This window comes from Streptococcus sp. 3874, assembly GCF_013276425.1.
Taxonomy (GTDB): Bacteria; Bacillota; Bacilli; order Lactobacillales; family Streptococcaceae; genus Streptococcus; species Streptococcus pseudopneumoniae.
Window position 1 is genome coordinate 1 of the sequence record NZ_VMLA01000068.1, and the last position, 16,913, is coordinate 16,913.

General features: G+C 40.0%; 12 protein-coding genes, 1 other RNA gene and 6 pseudogenes. 17 read left to right on the forward strand and 2 right to left on the reverse strand.

Annotation, left to right across the window (positions count from 1 at the left end):
- The first annotated feature begins 247 nt into the window (after window positions 1-247).
- The 10 genes from comW to HT703_RS07405 all read left to right on the forward strand — a co-directional run bounded on the left by comW (window position 248) and on the right by HT703_RS07405 (window position 7,713).
- On the forward strand, window positions 248-484 hold the full coding sequence (comW, locus tag HT703_RS07360; RefSeq protein WP_023937504.1) for a sigma(X)-activator ComW: 237 nt from the start codon (window positions 248-250) through the stop codon (window positions 482-484).
- A gap of 230 nt (window positions 485-714) precedes the next feature.
- Window positions 715-2,001, forward strand: coding sequence for an adenylosuccinate synthase (locus tag HT703_RS07365; protein ID WP_014017167.1), 1,287 nt, complete (start codon window positions 715-717; stop codon window positions 1,999-2,001).
- 199 nt (window positions 2,002-2,200) lie between these two features.
- Window positions 2,201-2,668, forward strand: coding sequence for a tRNA adenosine(34) deaminase TadA (gene tadA / locus HT703_RS07370; protein ID WP_001110115.1), 468 nt, complete (start codon window positions 2,201-2,203; stop codon window positions 2,666-2,668).
- A gap of 32 nt (window positions 2,669-2,700) precedes the next feature.
- Window positions 2,701-2,798, forward strand: an RNA gene (ffs, locus tag HT703_RS07375) — signal recognition particle sRNA small type.
- A 56-nt stretch (window positions 2,799-2,854) separates the two neighbouring features.
- On the forward strand, window positions 2,855-3,298 hold the full coding sequence (locus HT703_RS07380) for a dUTP diphosphatase (protein ID WP_000701986.1): 444 nt from the start codon (window positions 2,855-2,857) through the stop codon (window positions 3,296-3,298).
- Window positions 3,258-3,815 carry a histidine phosphatase family protein gene (locus HT703_RS07385; RefSeq protein WP_162199287.1) on the forward strand — a complete coding sequence of 186 codons (558 nt, stop codon included), beginning with the start codon at window positions 3,258-3,260 and terminating at the stop codon, window positions 3,813-3,815. The genes HT703_RS07380 and HT703_RS07385 overlap by 41 nt, the downstream gene beginning before the upstream one ends.
- A gap of 10 nt (window positions 3,816-3,825) precedes the next feature.
- On the forward strand, window positions 3,826-5,190 hold the full coding sequence (gene radA / locus HT703_RS07390; protein WP_162199288.1) for a DNA repair protein RadA: 1,365 nt from the start codon (window positions 3,826-3,828) through the stop codon (window positions 5,188-5,190).
- Window positions 5,191-5,262: 72 nt separating this feature from the next.
- Window positions 5,263-5,760, forward strand: coding sequence for a carbonic anhydrase (locus tag HT703_RS07395; RefSeq protein WP_007285146.1), 498 nt, complete (start codon window positions 5,263-5,265; stop codon window positions 5,758-5,760).
- A 24-nt stretch (window positions 5,761-5,784) separates the two neighbouring features.
- Entirely contained in the window at window positions 5,785-6,600 is an 816-nt protein-coding gene (locus HT703_RS07400) for a PrsW family glutamic-type intramembrane protease (protein WP_054393165.1), read from the forward strand.
- A gap of 144 nt (window positions 6,601-6,744) precedes the next feature.
- Window positions 6,745-7,713, forward strand: coding sequence for a ribose-phosphate diphosphokinase (locus HT703_RS07405; protein WP_000010164.1), 969 nt, complete (start codon window positions 6,745-6,747; stop codon window positions 7,711-7,713).
- A gap of 56 nt (window positions 7,714-7,769) precedes the next feature.
- Here the strand turns inward: HT703_RS07405 and HT703_RS07410 are convergent.
- Window positions 7,770-8,617, reverse strand: a pseudogene (locus HT703_RS07410) (IS630 family transposase).
- Window positions 8,618-8,729: 112 nt separating this feature from the next.
- Between HT703_RS07410 and HT703_RS11810 the strand changes: the two are divergent.
- The 5 genes and pseudogenes from HT703_RS11810 to HT703_RS12165 all read left to right on the forward strand — a co-directional run bounded on the left by HT703_RS11810 (window position 8,730) and on the right by HT703_RS12165 (window position 12,548).
- Window positions 8,730-9,700, forward strand: a pseudogene (locus tag HT703_RS11810) (PD-(D/E)XK nuclease family transposase).
- Window positions 9,701-9,995: 295 nt separating this feature from the next.
- A pseudogene (locus HT703_RS07425) lies at window positions 9,996-10,394 on the forward strand (helix-turn-helix domain-containing protein); the annotation flags it as partial.
- 39 nt (window positions 10,395-10,433) lie between these two features.
- A pseudogene (locus HT703_RS07430) lies at window positions 10,434-11,235 on the forward strand (IS630 family transposase); the annotation flags it as partial.
- Window positions 11,236-11,662 (forward strand): annotated as a pseudogene (locus HT703_RS11490) (IS30 family transposase); the annotation flags it as partial.
- A gap of 52 nt (window positions 11,663-11,714) precedes the next feature.
- Entirely contained in the window at window positions 11,715-12,548 is an 834-nt protein-coding gene (locus HT703_RS12165) for an N-acetylmuramoyl-L-alanine amidase family protein (RefSeq protein WP_172930003.1), read from the forward strand.
- Window positions 12,549-12,770: 222 nt separating this feature from the next.
- Here HT703_RS12165 and HT703_RS11815 read toward each other — a convergent pair.
- Window positions 12,771-13,263: pseudogene (locus tag HT703_RS11815) on the reverse strand (IS66 family transposase); the annotation flags it as partial.
- A 444-nt stretch (window positions 13,264-13,707) separates the two neighbouring features.
- Here HT703_RS11815 and polA point away from each other — a divergent pair.
- Both polA and HT703_RS07460 read left to right on the forward strand, forming a co-directional pair.
- Window positions 13,708-16,341, forward strand: a complete 2,634-nt coding sequence (gene polA, locus HT703_RS07455) for a DNA polymerase I (protein WP_172930004.1) — start codon at window positions 13,708-13,710, stop codon at window positions 16,339-16,341.
- A gap of 84 nt (window positions 16,342-16,425) precedes the next feature.
- Entirely contained in the window at window positions 16,426-16,863 is a 438-nt protein-coding gene (locus tag HT703_RS07460) for a CoA-binding protein (RefSeq protein WP_000076477.1), read from the forward strand.
- Window positions 16,864-16,913: the final 50 nt, after the last annotated feature.

The following is a 16,913-nucleotide window of genomic DNA, read 5'->3' on the forward strand; positions in this document are numbered from 1 at the left end:
AAACTAAGCAACTATACTATGCGTTTTTCTTATTTTAAGATTTTTACCTCAACTCTCTTTTAGTATTTAACGCAGTTAATAAGGTCTATAATAGTCTAATTTAGGTAGTAAATTTGTTCCTATTCTGTCAACTTTTCCTATTTTTTATCTTATTGAGGTTGGTATTTGTACAATTCAGGAATTATTAATGATTAATTAAAATTTTTTGTTAGAATAAGTTCATAAAAAAGAAAAGGAGTATTTGATCATGTTACAAAAAATTTATGAGCAGATGGCGGATTTTTATAGAAATATTGAAGAAGAGTATGGTACTGTATTTGGTGATCATTTTGACTGGGAACATTTTCATTTTAAATTTTTAATTTATTATTTAGTGAGATATGGTATTGGGTGTCGTAGGGATTTTATCGTTTACCATTATCGTGTTGCTTATCGTTTGTATCTTGAAAAGATGATAATGAAACAAGGTTTTATTTCTTGTTGAGATAGTCTGAGTTAATTTCCGAACAAATTTACTTTTTTATGGAAAGATAATAATAAATAGCTGCTTATTTTTCTAAATCATTTTTTAATAGTTGGAAATAGCAAATCTTTCTATTGTTTCTTCTTGATAAAAAGGCGATTTTTTCTTATAATAAATTGTAAGATATAATTGCAGGTGAGAGTCCTGCCATGTATGTGAGAAAGGAAGAGCCTGAGGGCTCAGACAAGATTATGACTTCAGTTGTTGTTGTAGGTACCCAATGGGGTGATGAAGGTAAAGGGAAGATTACAGACTTCCTTTCAGCGAATGCAGAAGTGATTGCACGTTACCAAGGTGGTGATAATGCAGGTCACACGATTGTGATTGATGGTAAGAAGTTTAAATTGCACTTGATTCCATCTGGGATTTTCTTCCCTGAAAAAATCTCTGTTATTGGGAATGGTATGGTTGTAAATCCTAAATCTCTTGTAAAAGAGTTGAGCTATCTTCATGAGGAAGGTGTTACAACTGATAACTTGCGTATTTCTGATCGCGCGCATGTCATTTTGCCTTATCATATCGAGTTAGATCGTTTGCAAGAAGAAGCTAAGGGCGACAATAAGATTGGGACTACAATCAAGGGAATTGGTCCAGCTTATATGGACAAGGCTGCTCGTGTGGGAATTCGTATCGCCGATCTTTTGGATAAAGACATTTTCCGTGAGCGTTTAGAACGTAACCTTGCTGAAAAGAATCGTCTTTTTGAAAAATTGTATGATAGTAAAGCTATCGTCTTCGATGATATTTTTGAAGAATATTACGAATATGGTCAACAAATCAAGAAATATGTGACAGACACGTCCGTCATTTTGAATGATGCGCTTGATAATGGTAAACGTGTGCTTTTTGAAGGTGCACAAGGTGTTATGCTAGATATTGACCAAGGGACCTATCCATTTGTTACTTCTTCAAACCCTGTGGCTGGTGGTGTGACAATTGGTTCTGGTGTCGGTCCAAGCAAGATTGACAAGGTTGTAGGTGTATGTAAAGCCTATACGAGTCGTGTAGGAGACGGTCCTTTCCCAACTGAGTTGTTTGATGAAGTGGGAGAACGTATCCGTGAAGTAGGTCATGAATATGGTACAACAACTGGTCGTCCACGTCGTGTGGGATGGTTTGACTCAGTTGTGATGCGCCATAGTCGTCGTGTTTCTGGTATTACTAATCTTTCATTGAACTCTATCGATGTTTTGAGTGGTTTAGATACTGTGAAAATCTGTGTGGCCTATGATCTTGATGGTCAACGTATTGACTACTATCCAGCTAGTCTTGAGCAATTGAAGCGTTGCAAACCTATCTATGAAGAGTTGCCAGGTTGGTCAGAAGATATTACTGGAGTTCGTAATTTGGAGTATCTTCCTGAGAATGCGCGTAACTATGTTCGTCGTGTGAGTGAATTGGTTGGCGTTCGTATTTCTACTTTCTCAGTGGGTCCTGGTCGTGAACAAACAAATATTTTAGAAAGTGTTTGGTCCTAAGAGATTTTTAAGATTTGTTTAAGATAGGTCGGGTATACTATAGACAGTTACAAGAAGACCTCCTAACTTGTTGTAACGAATATCCTAAACTTTTCTTTTTCATAATAATCTCCCTATAAAGTCACCGCATTTGGTGGCTTTTTTTGTCTTGGGATTCATGATATAATAATAAAATCGATAAGTAGTAAAAGGGAAATTGATGAATTATACAGTTGAAGAAAAAGAAGTCTTTATGAGGGAAGCTTTGAGAGAGTCTGAGATTGCTCTTGAACACGATGAAATTCCAATTGGTTGTGTGATTGTCAAGGACGGAGAAATCATTGGCCGTGGGCATAATGCGCGTGAGGAACTGCAGCGAGCGGTTATGCATGCGGAGATTATGGCCATAGAGGATGCGAACTTGAGTGAGGAGAGCTGGCGCTTGCTGGACTGCACACTTTTTGTGACCATTGAGCCGTGTGTCATGTGTAGTGGGGCGATTGGGCTTGCCCGTATTCCAAACGTGGTCTATGGGGCTAAAAACCAGAAATTTGGCGCTGCTGGAAGTTTGTACGATATCTTGACAGATGAGCGTCTTAACCATCGTGTAGAGGTTGAAATAGGAATTTTGGAAGATGACTGCGCAGCTATCATGCAGGACTTTTTTAGAAATAGACGGAAAAAATAATTTTGCTTTTAAAATGAATAGGAATGTGATATAATAAATAGTGGAGCAACAGTTCTGCGTGAAGCGGGTCAGGGGAGGAATCCAGCAGCCCTAAGCGATTTGAATTGTGTGCTCTTTTTTTCGTGCTTTTTCCGAATAAATAAGATAGAATAATCTAGAATAAATGATAATAGAAAAGAGAAGATGATGAAAATTCGTGGTTTTGAATTGGTTTCTAGTTTTACAGATGAGAATTTATTGCCCAAGCGTGAGACAGCTCATGCGGCTGGTTACGACTTAAAGGTTGCTGTGCGTACGGTTATTGCGCCAGGAGAGATTGTATTGGTTCCGACAGGGGTTAAGGCTTATATGCAACCGACAGAGGTTCTCTACCTATATGATCGTTCTTCAAACCCTCGTAAGAAGGGCTTGGTTTTAATTAATTCAGTTGGCGTTATTGATGGGGATTATTATGGAAATCCTGGAAACGAGGGGCATATTTTTGCGCAGATGAAGAATATCACAGACCAAGAGGTTGTTCTTGAAGTTGGAGAACGTATTGTTCAGGCTGTCTTTGCTCCTTTCTTAATTGCAGATGGCGATGCGGCTGATGGCGTTCGAACTGGTGGATTTGGTTCAACAGGGCACTAGAATGAAGATTATCTTTGTACGTCACGGGGAGCCAGATTATCGTGAGTTAGAGGAGCGTTCTTATACGGGATTTGGGATAGATTTGGCGCCCTTATCTGAGAAGGGACGGCAGCAAGCTCAGGAACTGAGCACCAATCCTTTACTCTTTTCAGCTGAAATAATCGTATCTTCTGCAGTCACAAGAGCTTTAGAAACGGCTTCTTATGTGGTTTGTGCTACGGGACTTCCTTTGAGAGTGGAGCCATTATTACATGAATGGCAGGTCTATGAAAGTGGCACAGATAATTTTGAAAAAGCTCGCACTATGTTTCTAGAAAATAAGGGGGAGTTACTTTCTAATAGTCCTATTCGATATGAGACAGCTGCGGAGATGAAGTCTCGTTTTCTAGCATGTATGGCTAAGTATCGAGAATATCAGACTGTGGTAGTTGTTGCTCATCGAATGCTCATGCGCCAGTTTGTGCCAAATGAGAAGATTGATTTTTGCCAAGTGGTTGAGTGTGAATTAGAGATATAGAAAGAGGTTTATCATCGCAAAGAAAAAAGCGACATTTGTATGTCAAAATTGTGGGTATAATTCACCTAAATATCTGGGGCGTTGCCCCAACTGTGGGTCTTGGTCTTCTTTTGTAGAAGAGGTTGAGGTTGTCGAGGTCAAAAATGCGCGTGTGTCTTTAACAGGTGAGAAAACCAAGCCCATGAAACTGGCTGAAGTGACCTCCATCAATGTCAATCGAACCAAGACAGAGATGGAGGAATTCAACCGTGTACTTGGAGGCGGAGTGGTACCAGGAAGTCTCGTCCTCATAGGTGGGGATCCTGGAATTGGGAAATCAACCCTTCTCCTACAAGTCTCAACCCAGTTGTCCCAAGTGGGGACTGTTCTCTACGTCAGTGGGGAGGAGTCTGCTCAGCAAATCAAGCTACGAGCAGAGCGCTTGGGTGATATTGATAGTGAGTTTTATCTTTATGCAGAGACCAATATGCAGAGTGTTCGTGCTGAGGTGGAGCGTATCCAACCAGACTTTCTCATTATTGACTCCATCCAGACTATTATGTCTCCTGAGATTTCAGGGGTGCAGGGCTCTGTTTCTCAGGTGCGTGAGGTGACGGCTGAACTTATGCAGCTGGCTAAAACCAATAACATTGCCATCTTTATCGTAGGTCATGTGACCAAGGAAGGAACATTAGCTGGGCCTCGTATGTTGGAGCATATGGTGGATACGGTACTTTACTTTGAAGGGGAGCGTCACCATACCTTTCGTATTTTGAGAGCGGTCAAAAACCGTTTTGGCTCCACTAATGAGATTGGGATTTTTGAGATGCAGTCAGGTGGCTTGGTTGAGGTTCTTAATCCGAGTCAAGTTTTCCTAGAAGAGCGTTTGGATGGAGCGACTGGTTCGTCAATCGTTGTGACCATGGAAGGGACGCGTCCGATTTTGGCGGAGGTTCAGGCTTTGGTGACACCGACCATGTTTGGAAATGCCAAGCGTACGACGACAGGCCTTGATTTTAACCGTGCTAGCTTGATTATGGCTGTTTTAGAAAAGCGTGCAGGGCTTCTCTTGCAAAATCAGGATGCCTATCTCAAATCTGCTGGTGGTGTTAAATTGGATGAACCTGCCATTGACTTGGCTGTTGCAGTTGCTATTGCTTCGAGCTATAAAGACAAGCCAACTAATCCTCAGGAATGTTTTGTAGGAGAACTTGGTTTGACAGGAGAGATTCGGCGCGTGAATCGTATTGAGCAACGCATCAACGAAGCTGCTAAACTGGGCTTTACTAAGATTTATGTACCTAAGAATTCCTTGACAGGAATCACTCTGCCTAAGGAAATTCAGGTCATTGGCGTGACAACGATTCAGGAAGTTTTGAAAAAGGTCTTTGCATAATCCGTGACAAATTCTCTTAAAAATGATAAGATAGGAGAAATATTTGACTATCAAATTTTCAAGGAGGGAATCGTGTCGTATTTTGAACAGTTTATGCAAGCTAATCAGGCTTATGTTGCCTTACATGGGCAGTTAAATCTGCCACTTAAACCCAAAACAAGAGTAGCTATTGTGACCTGTATGGACTCTCGTCTGCACGTTGCACAAGCTCTGGGCTTGGCACTTGGGGATGCTCATATCTTGCGGAATGCAGGTGGTCGAGTGACTGAAGACATGATTCGTTCGCTAGTTATTTCCCAGCAACAAATGGGGACAAGAGAGATTGTGGTATTGCACCATACAGACTGTGGTGCTCAGACCTTTGAAAATGAACCTTTTCAGGAGTATTTAAAAGAGGAATTAGGTGTAGATGTGTCAGACCAGGACTTCTTGCCCTTCCAAGATATAGAAGAGAGTGTACGCGAGGATATGCAACTGCTTATCGAGTCTCCCCTAATACCAGACGATGTCACTATCTTTGGTGCCATTTACAATGTTGATACAGGAAGTATGACAGTCGTAGAATTATAAATACTTCATTTAGAAAGAAAGTGTATGAAGAAAAGCAGTATTTTATTTATTTTTATTTTATTGCTATGTATTGGTTTACAGTATGAAACCATCTACTATACGGACGGTTCGAGGTCAGGTGCGGAATATGGACTAATGGGAGTTTCTATCTTTCTAGCTCTCTTTTACATGATTCCGGCTCTTTATTTTCTCTTCCGTATTGGGAAAAAATGGGAATTCCCAAAGAACGCCTTGATTTTGTCTTTATTGGGTGGGATGTTCCTTTCAGGCTGGTTATCTAGCTTTGCGAATACCTATATCCATGATTTGCTGGGTATGCTTTTCCCAGATAGTCCATTTTTAAATGCCTTTGAAAGTGCTATTGTGGCTCCTTTGGTAGAAGAACCCTTGAAATTATTGCCACTTGTTTTTGTTTTGGCTTTGATTCCTGTGCGAAAATTAAAATCTTTGTTTTTACTTGGAATTGCTTCCGGTTTGGGATTCCAAATGATTGAGGATATTGGTTATATTCGTACGGATTTGCCAGAGGGCTTTGACTTTACTATTTCGCGAATTTTAGAGCGTATCATCTCAGGAATTGCCTCTCACTGGACTTTTTCAGGTCTAGCTGTAGTAGGTGTTTACTTGCTTTACAGAGCCTATAAAGGACAGAAGGTTGGCAAGAAACAGGGCCTTATTTTTCTAGGTTTAGCCTTGGGAACTCACTTCTTGTTTAACTCTCCTTTTGTGGAGTTGGAAACAGAGTTGCTTTTAGCGATTCCAGTGGTTACGGCTATTGCTCTCTATGGTTTTTATCATGCTTATTGCTTTGTTGAGAAACACAATGAGTTGATGACCTAGAATATTTTTCAAAAGAATGATGCAAGGGTACAAATATGGTGCCCTTCTTTTATTTTTGATTGAAAAATAGTGCAAAAAGCGCTACAATGGTAGATGGAAAATCTTGTGAAAAGCACAAGTTATACATATATACCGGAGGAAATCATGTCTTTTTCTGATTTAAAGCTGTTTGCCCTTTCTTCTAATAAAGAATTGGCAGAACGTGTGGCGCAGGAGATTGGGATAGAGTTGGGGAAATCAAGTGTTCGCCAATTTTCAGATGGAGAGATTCAGGTCAACATTGAAGAATCAATCCGTGGGAAACACGTCTTTATCCTACAATCAACTAGTTCGCCTGTAAATGACAATCTGCTTGAAATTTTGATTATGGTAGATGCTTTGAAGCGTGCGAGTGCAGAATCTGTCAATGTTGTCATGCCTTACTATGGGTATGCACGTCAGGATAGAAAGGCGAGAGCGCGTGAGCCAATCACTTCAAAACTTGTCGCAAATATGCTTGAAGTAGCTGGAGTGGATCGTTTATTGACCATCGACTTGCATGCTGCGCAAATTCAAGGATTCTTTGATATTCCTGTGGATCATTTGATGGGTGCTCCTCTGATTGCAGATTATTTTGAGCGTCGTGGTATGGTTGGTTCTGACTATGTGGTTGTCAGCCCGGACCATGGAGGGGTGACTCGTGCTCGTAAGTTGGCAGAATTTTTGAAAACATCTATCGCTATTATTGATAAACGTCGTAGCGTTGATAAGATGAATACTAGTGAAGTTATGAACATCATCGGTAAGGTTGAAGGCAAGACTTGTATCTTGATTGATGATATGATTGATACCGCTGGAACGATTTGTCATGCGGCAGATGCTCTTGCGGAAGCTGGTGCTGTTGAAGTCTATGCAAGCTGTACGCACCCAGTTCTTTCTGGTCCTGCTACGGACAATATCCAAAAATCAGCTATTAAGAAATTGGTTGTTTTGGATACTATCTATCTGCCAGAAGAGCGTTTGATTGATAAGATTGAGCAGATTTCAATCGCTCATCTTCTAGGGGATGCTATCGTACGTATTCATGAAAAACGACCACTTTCTCCACTTTTCGGTATTGAGAAAAAAATTTAATGACCAAGCCTGAGATGGTTCTCAGGTTTTTTCGTCTTTTTTCCGAATAAATATAGTCAATTGAAACAAGAACAAGACAAAAGAGCCTCGTAAAAGGTATTGCAACTTGGTAATACCTTTTTGAGATGCTTTTTGATATGAGCCCATGTCTTCTCAATAGGATTGTACTCAGGTGAGTAGGGAGGAAGGGGTAAAAGTTTATGCCCAAACTCTTCACACAAGAATTCTATTCTAGCTATTCTATTGGAATCTTGCATTATCCATAATAATAACTGAGGGTGTATTTAATGTCGGTAAGAGAAATTTCTGAAACCAAGCTTCAAAAAAGTCGCTCGTCATTGTTTCTTGGTAAGTTATTGGAGCGATTAACTCACCATTTGTTAGCCCTGCAACCAAAGAAATCCCCTGATATCTTCTTCCAGAGACTTTACCTCCTATTAACTGACCTTTTGATGAGCAACCATATTCTCGATAAAAGTAAGTATCGAATCCTGTTTCATCAATATAAACAGGTGCTAAGTGCTTTAAACTATTAAAATTCTTAAGAAATAAGGATACTTTTTCTGGGTCTTGTTCATAGTAGGTGTGGTTCTTTTTTTCGAGTGTACCCCATAAATTTGAGCGCATAGTGGATAGTAGTTGGATGACAGCCAAATTCAGAAGCTATTTCAGTCAAATAAGCGTCTGGATTGTCAGTAAGATAGTTTTTAAGTCTATCTTTATCAACTTTTCTTGGTTTTGTTCCTTTTACTTGATGGTTTAGCTCTTCTGTTCCCTCTTTTAGCCTTAACCAGCCATAAATGGTATTACGTGAGATTTGGAAAACCTGTGATGCTTTTGTTATACTACCTGTTCGCTCACAATAGCCGAGAACTTTTTTACGAAAATCTATTGAATATGCCATAAGAAGATTATACAACATTGTGTACTGTTTTTGGTTCATTTTACTATAGATAGAAGCAGTGAATCTAGCAAACCTAGATTTAAAAATGTGCTATAATGAAAGGAGAGAAAGAATGATTCTCAGACATCCGGGCATTAGCTCAACCAATGATTTGGACGCTAAGAAAATCTTTAGCAATCCAGAAATCACTTGTCAATTTATCCGCGATATGTTGGATTTACCAGCCAAAAATGTGACCATTTTGGAGGGAAGTAATATTCACGTCTTGCCTTCTCTGCCCTATTAAGCACAAGATTTCTATACCAGTATTGATGTCTTGGTGGAGTTGGATAATGGAACCCAAGTAATCATTGAAATTCAAGTTCATCATCAGAATTTTTTCATCAATCTCCTGTGGGCTTACTTGTGCAGTCAGGTCAATCAAAATCTAGAAAAAATTCGCCAATAAGAAGGAAACGCTCACCAAAGTTATAAACACATCGCATCAGTATACGCAATAGCTATTGTGGATAGTAATTACTTTCAGGATGATTAAGCTTTTCATAGCTTTAGTATGCGAGAGGGAACGACAGGTGAAGTCTTAACCATCACAAACAATGGACAGGAAAACCATCTAGTCAAGATGGTATTCTTGGAATTAAAAAATACAGAGAAACCAGCAAGGATAGCGTTCGCAAGCCATGGTTGGAGTTTTTCGGGAATAAACCCTTTACCCAGCGCCCCGAGCGAGCCATCAGCCAAGCAGACCAACTGCTAGATTACAAGAGCTGGTCCGAGGAGTACAGGAAAATGTTTAGTCAACTACGTATGCGTGAAGAACAAGCCTTACTCGCTCATGACTATGCCTTGGAACAAGCGGAGGAAAAAGACTTAGAGCGTGGTCGTGCAGAGGGGATTGAACAGGGACTGGAGCGTGGTCTTGAACGTGGACGAGCTGAAGGGATTGAACAAGGGCGAGAAGAAGGCTTGGAACGTGGGAAACTTTTTGCCTTTCTGGATATGGTTCGCCAAGGACTTCTGACTTCCGAGGTTGCCAGCCATCAGCTGGGTATGAGCGTCGCTGAGTTTGAGTCCTTGCTATGAGGTCACATTTTTTTAATATAGTAGAAAGTTAATGAAATGGCGAGTTATTTCTAAAATACTTGTCATTTTTGCTTGACATTTGGAAGGGGGATAGGATAATACCATAGAAGTGAGTTCTGTCCAACTATCGATATGGATTAGATATGTGAAGTTTGACTCAAAGTTTAAGAAATTTGTGAGATTTTCACTTGGGAGATACGGTATTTGAAGGGTATTTCATCTCACAAAGGTGTTTTTTCAACCTTTTTTGAAAAAAATGAAAGCTCTTCTAGGCATAAGAAAACACCTCTGTGTTATACTTGTTGTTCAACCACAAACACAAGAAAGGCACAGAGATGCAAGACAATTATACTACAAAAGCCAAACAAAAGAAGGAAAATCAAATAGAGAAATTGCCTCTTTGCTTGGAAAAGCTCCTCAAACTATCCACACTGAAATCAAGCGTGAGACAGTCTGACAATGTCTTGGAAAAGGGCGCTTCAAAGAGGTTTATTCTACCGACTATGCTCAACAGTCTTATGAAAACAATCGCAGGCGCTCGGTCAAGAAATCAAGCTTAACCAAAGAACTAAAGGAAAAGATTCTCCACTATCATAATCAAAAGTTTTCTCCTGAAATGATGGTTATGGCTAAAGGGGTTAACGTGGGAATTTCAACCATTTACTATTGTATTCATAATGGAAAATTGGGATTAATACTAGACTAAAATCAAAAAGCATTATACAATAGTAATATGAAATCAACTAAAGAAGAAATCCAAACAATCAAAACACTTTTAAAAGACTCTAGTACAGCTAAATATCATAAACGCCTTCAAATCGTTCTATTTCGTCTGATGGGTAAATCTTATAAAGAGATTATAGAGCTTTTAGACTGTAATCAAACAACGATTTGGCCAACTGTAAAAAAATATGAGGAGTTCGGACTCGATTCTCTCCTTCAAGAAACACGTGGTGGTCGTAACCATGCATATATGACAATTGAGGAAGAGAAAGCCTTTCTTGCCCGTCATTTGAAGGCTGCAGAGGCAGGAGAATTTGTTACAATTGATGCCTTATTTCAGGCTTATAAAAAGGAGTTAGGTTCTTCCTACACACGTGATGCCTTTTATCAACTCTTGAAGCGCCATGGTTGGCGAAATATTAGGCCACGTCCAGAACATCCCAAGAAAGCAGACGTTCAAACCATTGTCGCGTCTAAAAATAAAATCTCAATTCAAGAAGACAAGAAAGCGCTTTAAAACCAGTAGGCATTTTCGTAAGGTTCGCTTGATGTACCAAGATGAGGCTGGTTTCGGTAGAATCAGTAAACTGGGATCTTGTTGGGCTCCAATGGGAGTAGGTCCACATGTCCATAGTCACTATATACGAGAATTTCGCTATTGTTATGGAGCTGTTGATGCCCATACAGGCGAATCATTTTTCTTAATCGCTGGTGGATGTCATACTGAGTGGATGAACGCCTTTTTAGAAGAGCTTTCACAAGCTTATCCAGATGATTATCTTTTACTCGTTATGGACAATGCTATATGGCATAATAAAAGCGCTGAATCGGTCAATCAGGCTCTAAAACTCATCTTAAAACAAGACAAGATTCTGTCCATCACGGCAGATAATGGTACAGAATTTAACCGCTTGTCTGATGTATTTTCTGAGGAACATATCTATTATGCGCACCCCTATGCCTCTTGGGAAAAGGGGAACTGATGAGAATCACAACAGGCTCATTCGGAGATGGTTACCTAAGGGAACTAAGAAAACGACTCCCAAAGAAGTCGCATTCATCTAAAATTGGATTAATAACTATCCTAAAAAATGCTTGCACTACAAATCACCCAGAGAAGACTTCTTGATGGCTAACTTGAACTTGAAATTTGGCTTTTTTGAAAAAATAGGTAAAAAGTTTAAAAACTCGAAGAAAACTCTTGACAAATCCTGCAAATATTTATATAATCTATGGTAGTAAGGTAGTCTTACGAAAAAATATTTTAAAGAAAAACAAAGGAGATAAAACGATGAAAAAAGTTTTATTGACAAGCGCAGTCGCTCTTGCAGCATTTGGTGCTGTACAAGCTGTTTCAGCTGATACAGCAACTTTTAGTGAGGCTAATGTTCAAACATTGCCAAATGCTAAACCTGCAGCTGATGAGAGAACAGAACCAAGTGCAGAAGTTTCTAAACTCTTTAAAGAAGCAGCAGAAGCAGCAGAAGCAGCAGCTAAACGTGGAGAAGAAGCAAGTGGTAAAGTTAATACTACTGAAAATGGTGATTTGACTATTGATGATATTAAGTCTCACCTTGCATCTCAACAATCTAATAAACAAAGAGTTGTTACCGATAGATATGTTAAGGTTTATGATAAAGAAGGTAATGAACTGAAACTTGATGGTAAAGCAGTTGAGATTAAGTATGAAAAATCAGCTAATAGTACTGTTGAAGTTAAAACTAAACGTGGAACATATAAATTAACAGTTCGAGTACAAAATGGTAAAGCAACTCTTTTGAAAACTCCTCAATTAGTAGCTTCTGCTGAAACACCTGCTCAAAAAGCTGAATGGATTAAATCAGGTTCTCGCTGGTGGTACAAACACGCTGATGGTTCTTACACAACTAATGGTTGGGAAAAAATCAATGGAACTTGGTACTATTTTGACCAAGCTGGTTGGATGACAACTGGTTGGGTTAAAGACAATGGTACTTGGTACTACTTGAAATCATCAGGTGCAATGGCAACTGGTTGGTATCAAGTTGGTGGTAAATGGTACTACTCATACGCGTCAGGAGCTCTTGCAGTTAATACAACTGTAGATGGTTATAAAGTAAACCACAACGGTGAGTGGGTTAAATAATCCAAGATAATTTAAAACTAGGAGAGTTCTCTCCTAGTTTTTTTGCTCTTTGTTAGCTATAGGGGTAGAGTTTTTGGCATTTTCCTTGCAACTCCGTCTATTGGTTAGAAGAAAATAAAAAGTGAACAAGACGATATTTCAGTCGTAACCGCCTAATAACGAAGTATATTGAAAAATCTCCAGCCTAGAGAACTCACGGATAGTTCCTAATCTGGAGATTTCTTATTTGCACTTTTCTTGTACAACTTTAGTCCATGGTAAATAAGCCTCTAAAACCTCTTTGTTTACGAGAGTTTCCTCGTTTGGAAGACATTCTAGAAGATAGGATAGATATTTTTCACTATTTAGTTGATGACGTTTAGCTGTTTCCAACAAACTCATAATAATAGCTGTTGCTTTAGCTCCTTCAAAACTTTGAGAAAACAACCACCCTCGCTTTTTAAAATTTAGCTTAGGCTAAAAGAGTCCACTGGACTCTTTTACTCCGTCCCATAACCAATGATTTAATGGCGCGTTCAGCTAGATTATTGGAAAGGACCAGATGCCCGTCTTTCAAAATGGCCTTAAAGGTTTCTTCATACTTGAGACTGTATTCAATTGCCCTTCCTAGTTTTGAACCAGGTAAAACTGACTGACGCCGACACCAAGCAAAGAAGTCTTCCATTAGGGGTTGGAGCTCTTCTTGACGTTTCTGTAGTCGTTCATCAGCTGGCAAAGCATGCAATCGCTTTTCACCTGCTTTTAAGGCCTAGTTTAAGACTAAGTTAGAACAAGGAAAACATTACAATGTAGCCATCATCCACCTTGCAAAAAAACTTATCCGAACCATGTTTTATCTCCTAAAAAAGAGCTACCATTTGACGAACAAAAAGTGATGTAATTTCTGAAATTAACACAAGATTACCTTTGAAAAAAATGGACTTTTTCAAGGGATTTTTGCCGTGCTCTAAAATCATCGCTAAATCATCAAATTGAAATAAGAAATATTTTAGATAAACTATTGACTTTTCTTATAGTTTGTCTTTCATTATAGCACATTTTTAAATCTAAGTTTACTAGTTTCAATGCTTCTATCTATTTATTCGGGAAAAAGTTTGAAAAATACTTGCTCTAGCTCTTCCCAATGGTATTTTTTGATTCTTTCCTTTATAATGGGTGTATGGATAAGAAAAAATTATTATTGATTGATGGGTCTTCTGTTGCTTTTCGGGCGTTTTTTGCACTCTATCAGCAGTTGGACCGTTTTAAGAATGCGGCTGGTTTGCATACCAATGCCATTTATGGTTTCCAGTTGATGTTGAGCCATTTGTTGGAGCGGGTGGAGCCTAGTCATATTTTGGTGGCTTTTGATGCGGGAAAGACGACCTTCCGGACAGAGATGTATGCGGACTATAAGGGTGGTCGGGCTAAGACTCCTGATGAGTTTCGTGAGCAATTTCCTTTCATTCGTGAGTTGCTGGATCATATGGGGATTCGTCACTATGAGTTGGCTCAGTATGAGGCGGATGACATCATTGGGACACTGGATAAACTAGCAGAGCAGGATGGTTTTGATATTACCATTGTCAGTGGGGACAAGGACTTGATTCAGCTGACGGATGAGCATACGGTGGTTGAAATTTCCAAGAAAGGTGTGGCTGAGTTTGAGGCCTTTACGCCAGATTATCTCATGGAAAAGATGGGCATCACACCGACTCAGTTTATCGATCTCAAGGCGCTCATGGGTGATAAGTCGGATAATATCCCTGGGGTGACCAAAATTGGTGAAAAGACGGGTATCAAACTCTTGCTGGAGTATGGTTCGCTTGAGGGGATTTATGAAAATATCGATGGGATGAAGGCTTCTAAGATGAAGGAAAATCTCATTAATGATAAGGAACAGGCCTTTTTGTCTAAAACACTAGCGACCATTGATACCAAGGCACCGATTGCGATTGGTTTAGAGGACTTGGTCTATAGTGGTCCAGATGTTGAAAATCTTGGAAAATTCTACGATGAGATGGGCTTCAAACAGCTCAAGCAGGCTTTAAATGTGTCGTCAGCTGATGTGTCTGAGAGTTTGGATTTTACTATTGTTGACCAAATCAGTCAAGATATGCTGAGTGAAGAGTCTATCTTCCACTTTGAGCTTTTTGGTGAGAATTACCATACGGATAATTTGGTTGGATTTGCCTGGTCTTGTGGGGATAAGCTCTATGCCACAGACAAGCTTGAGCTGTTGCAAGACCCGATTTTCAAGGATTTCTTAGAAAAAACATCTCTGAGAGTTTATGACTTTAAGAAGGTTAAAGTTCTTTTGCAACGTTTGGGTGTGGATTTGCAGGCGCCTGCTTTTGACATCCGTTTGGCTAAATACCTCCTTTCGACTGTGGAGGACAATGAAATTGCGACCATCGCTAGTCTTTATGGTCAGACTTACTTGGTTGATGATGAAACTTTCTACGGTAAGGGTGTTAAAAAGGCCATTCCTGAACGTGAGAAATTCTTGGAACACTTAGCTTGTAAACTTGCTGTTTTGGTTGAAACAGAGCCTATTTTGCTTGAAAAACTCAGCGAAAATGGGCAATTAGAGCTTCTTTATGATATAGAGCAACCTCTGGCTTTTGTCCTTGCCAAGATGGAAATAGCTGGAATTAGGGTCAAGAAAGAGACTTTGTGTGAGATGCAGGCTGAAAATGAGCTTGTCATTGAAAAACTGACTCAAGAGATTTACGAGTTGGCTGGTGAGGAGTTTAATATCAACTCGCCTAAGCAGTTGGGCGTGCTTCTCTTTGAAAAATTGGGACTTCCTTTAGAATACACTAAAAAAACCAAGACAGGTTATTCGACAGCGGTGGATGTCTTGGAACGCTTGGCTCCTATTGCTCCGATTGTTAAGAAAATCTTAGACTACCGTCAAATTGCTAAGATTCAATCGACTTATGTAATTGGCTTGCAGGACTGGATTTTGGATGATGGCAAGATTCATACTCGTTATGTGCAGGATTTGACCCAAACAGGTCGTCTGTCTAGTGTAGATCCAAACTTGCAAAACATTCCTGTGCGTTTGGAACAAGGGCGCTTGATTCGGAAGGCCTTTGTGCCAGAGTGGGAGGATAGTGTATTGCTCAGTTCGGACTATTCACAAATTGAATTGCGCGTTTTGGCGCATATTTCTAAGGATGAGCACTTGATTAAGGCCTTCCAAGAGGGGGCAGATATCCATACTTCGACAGCCATGCGGGTCTTTGGCATTGAGCGTCCTGAGGATGTGACTGCAAACGATCGTCGCAATGCCAAGGCGGTTAACTTTGGAGTGGTTTATGGTATTTCAGACTTTGGTTTGTCTAATAATCTGGGCATTAGCCGTAAGGAGGCCAAAGCCTACATTAATACCTACTTTGAACGCTTCCCAGGTATTAAAAACTACATGGATGAAGTGGTGCGTGAGGCGCGTGATAAGGGCTATGTGGAGACCCTCTTCAAGCGTCGTCGTGAGTTGCCAGATATCAATTCGCGCAACTTTAATATTCGTGGTTTTGCGGAGCGGACAGCCATCAATTCTCCTATTCAGGGTTCGGCAGCAGATATTCTCAAGATTGCCATGATTCAGCTAGATAAAGCCTTGGTTGCAGGTGGTTATCAGACTAAGATGCTTCTGCAAGTGCACGATGAAATCGTCCTTGAAGTTCCTAAATCTGAATTGGCAGAGATGAAAAAATTGGTCAAACAAACCATGGAAGAAGCCATTCAACTCAGTGTTCCCCTCATCGCAGATGAAAATGAAGGGGCAACCTGGTACGAGGCTAAATAAAAAGGGGGCTAGTCCTCCTTTTTTGTAGTAGAATTCTGCAAGCCTTTTCAAATTGTGCTATACTGAAGAAAAAGGAGGATTTCTATGAGTCAAGAATTTATCAATCCAAGTGATGGTGTGATTCGTCAGTATCTCGCAACGAGTAAAACCCTTGCTGTGGTGGGCTTGTCAGACCGCGAGGAAACAACTAGCAACCGAGTGACCAAGGAAATGCAGGCTCGGGGTTATAAAATCATCCCAGTCAATCCCAAGGCGGCAGGTGGCGAAATCTTGGGTGAAAAGGCTTATGCTAGCCTAGCAGAGATTCCTTTTCCTGTAGATATTGTTAATGTTTACCGTCGCAGTGAGTTTTTGCCAGATGTGGCGCGTGATTTTCTCAAGGCTGATGCTAAGATTTTTTGGGCACAGCTAGGACTTGAAAGTCTAGAAGCGGAAGAAATCTTGCGTGCTGGTGGATGTGATGATATCGTGATGAATCGCTGCATCAAGAGAGAACATACTCGCTTGATTGAGGAAGCATAAGAAAAAGGTAGCTGGTGGGCTACCTTTTGTGTTATACTCAATAAAAATCA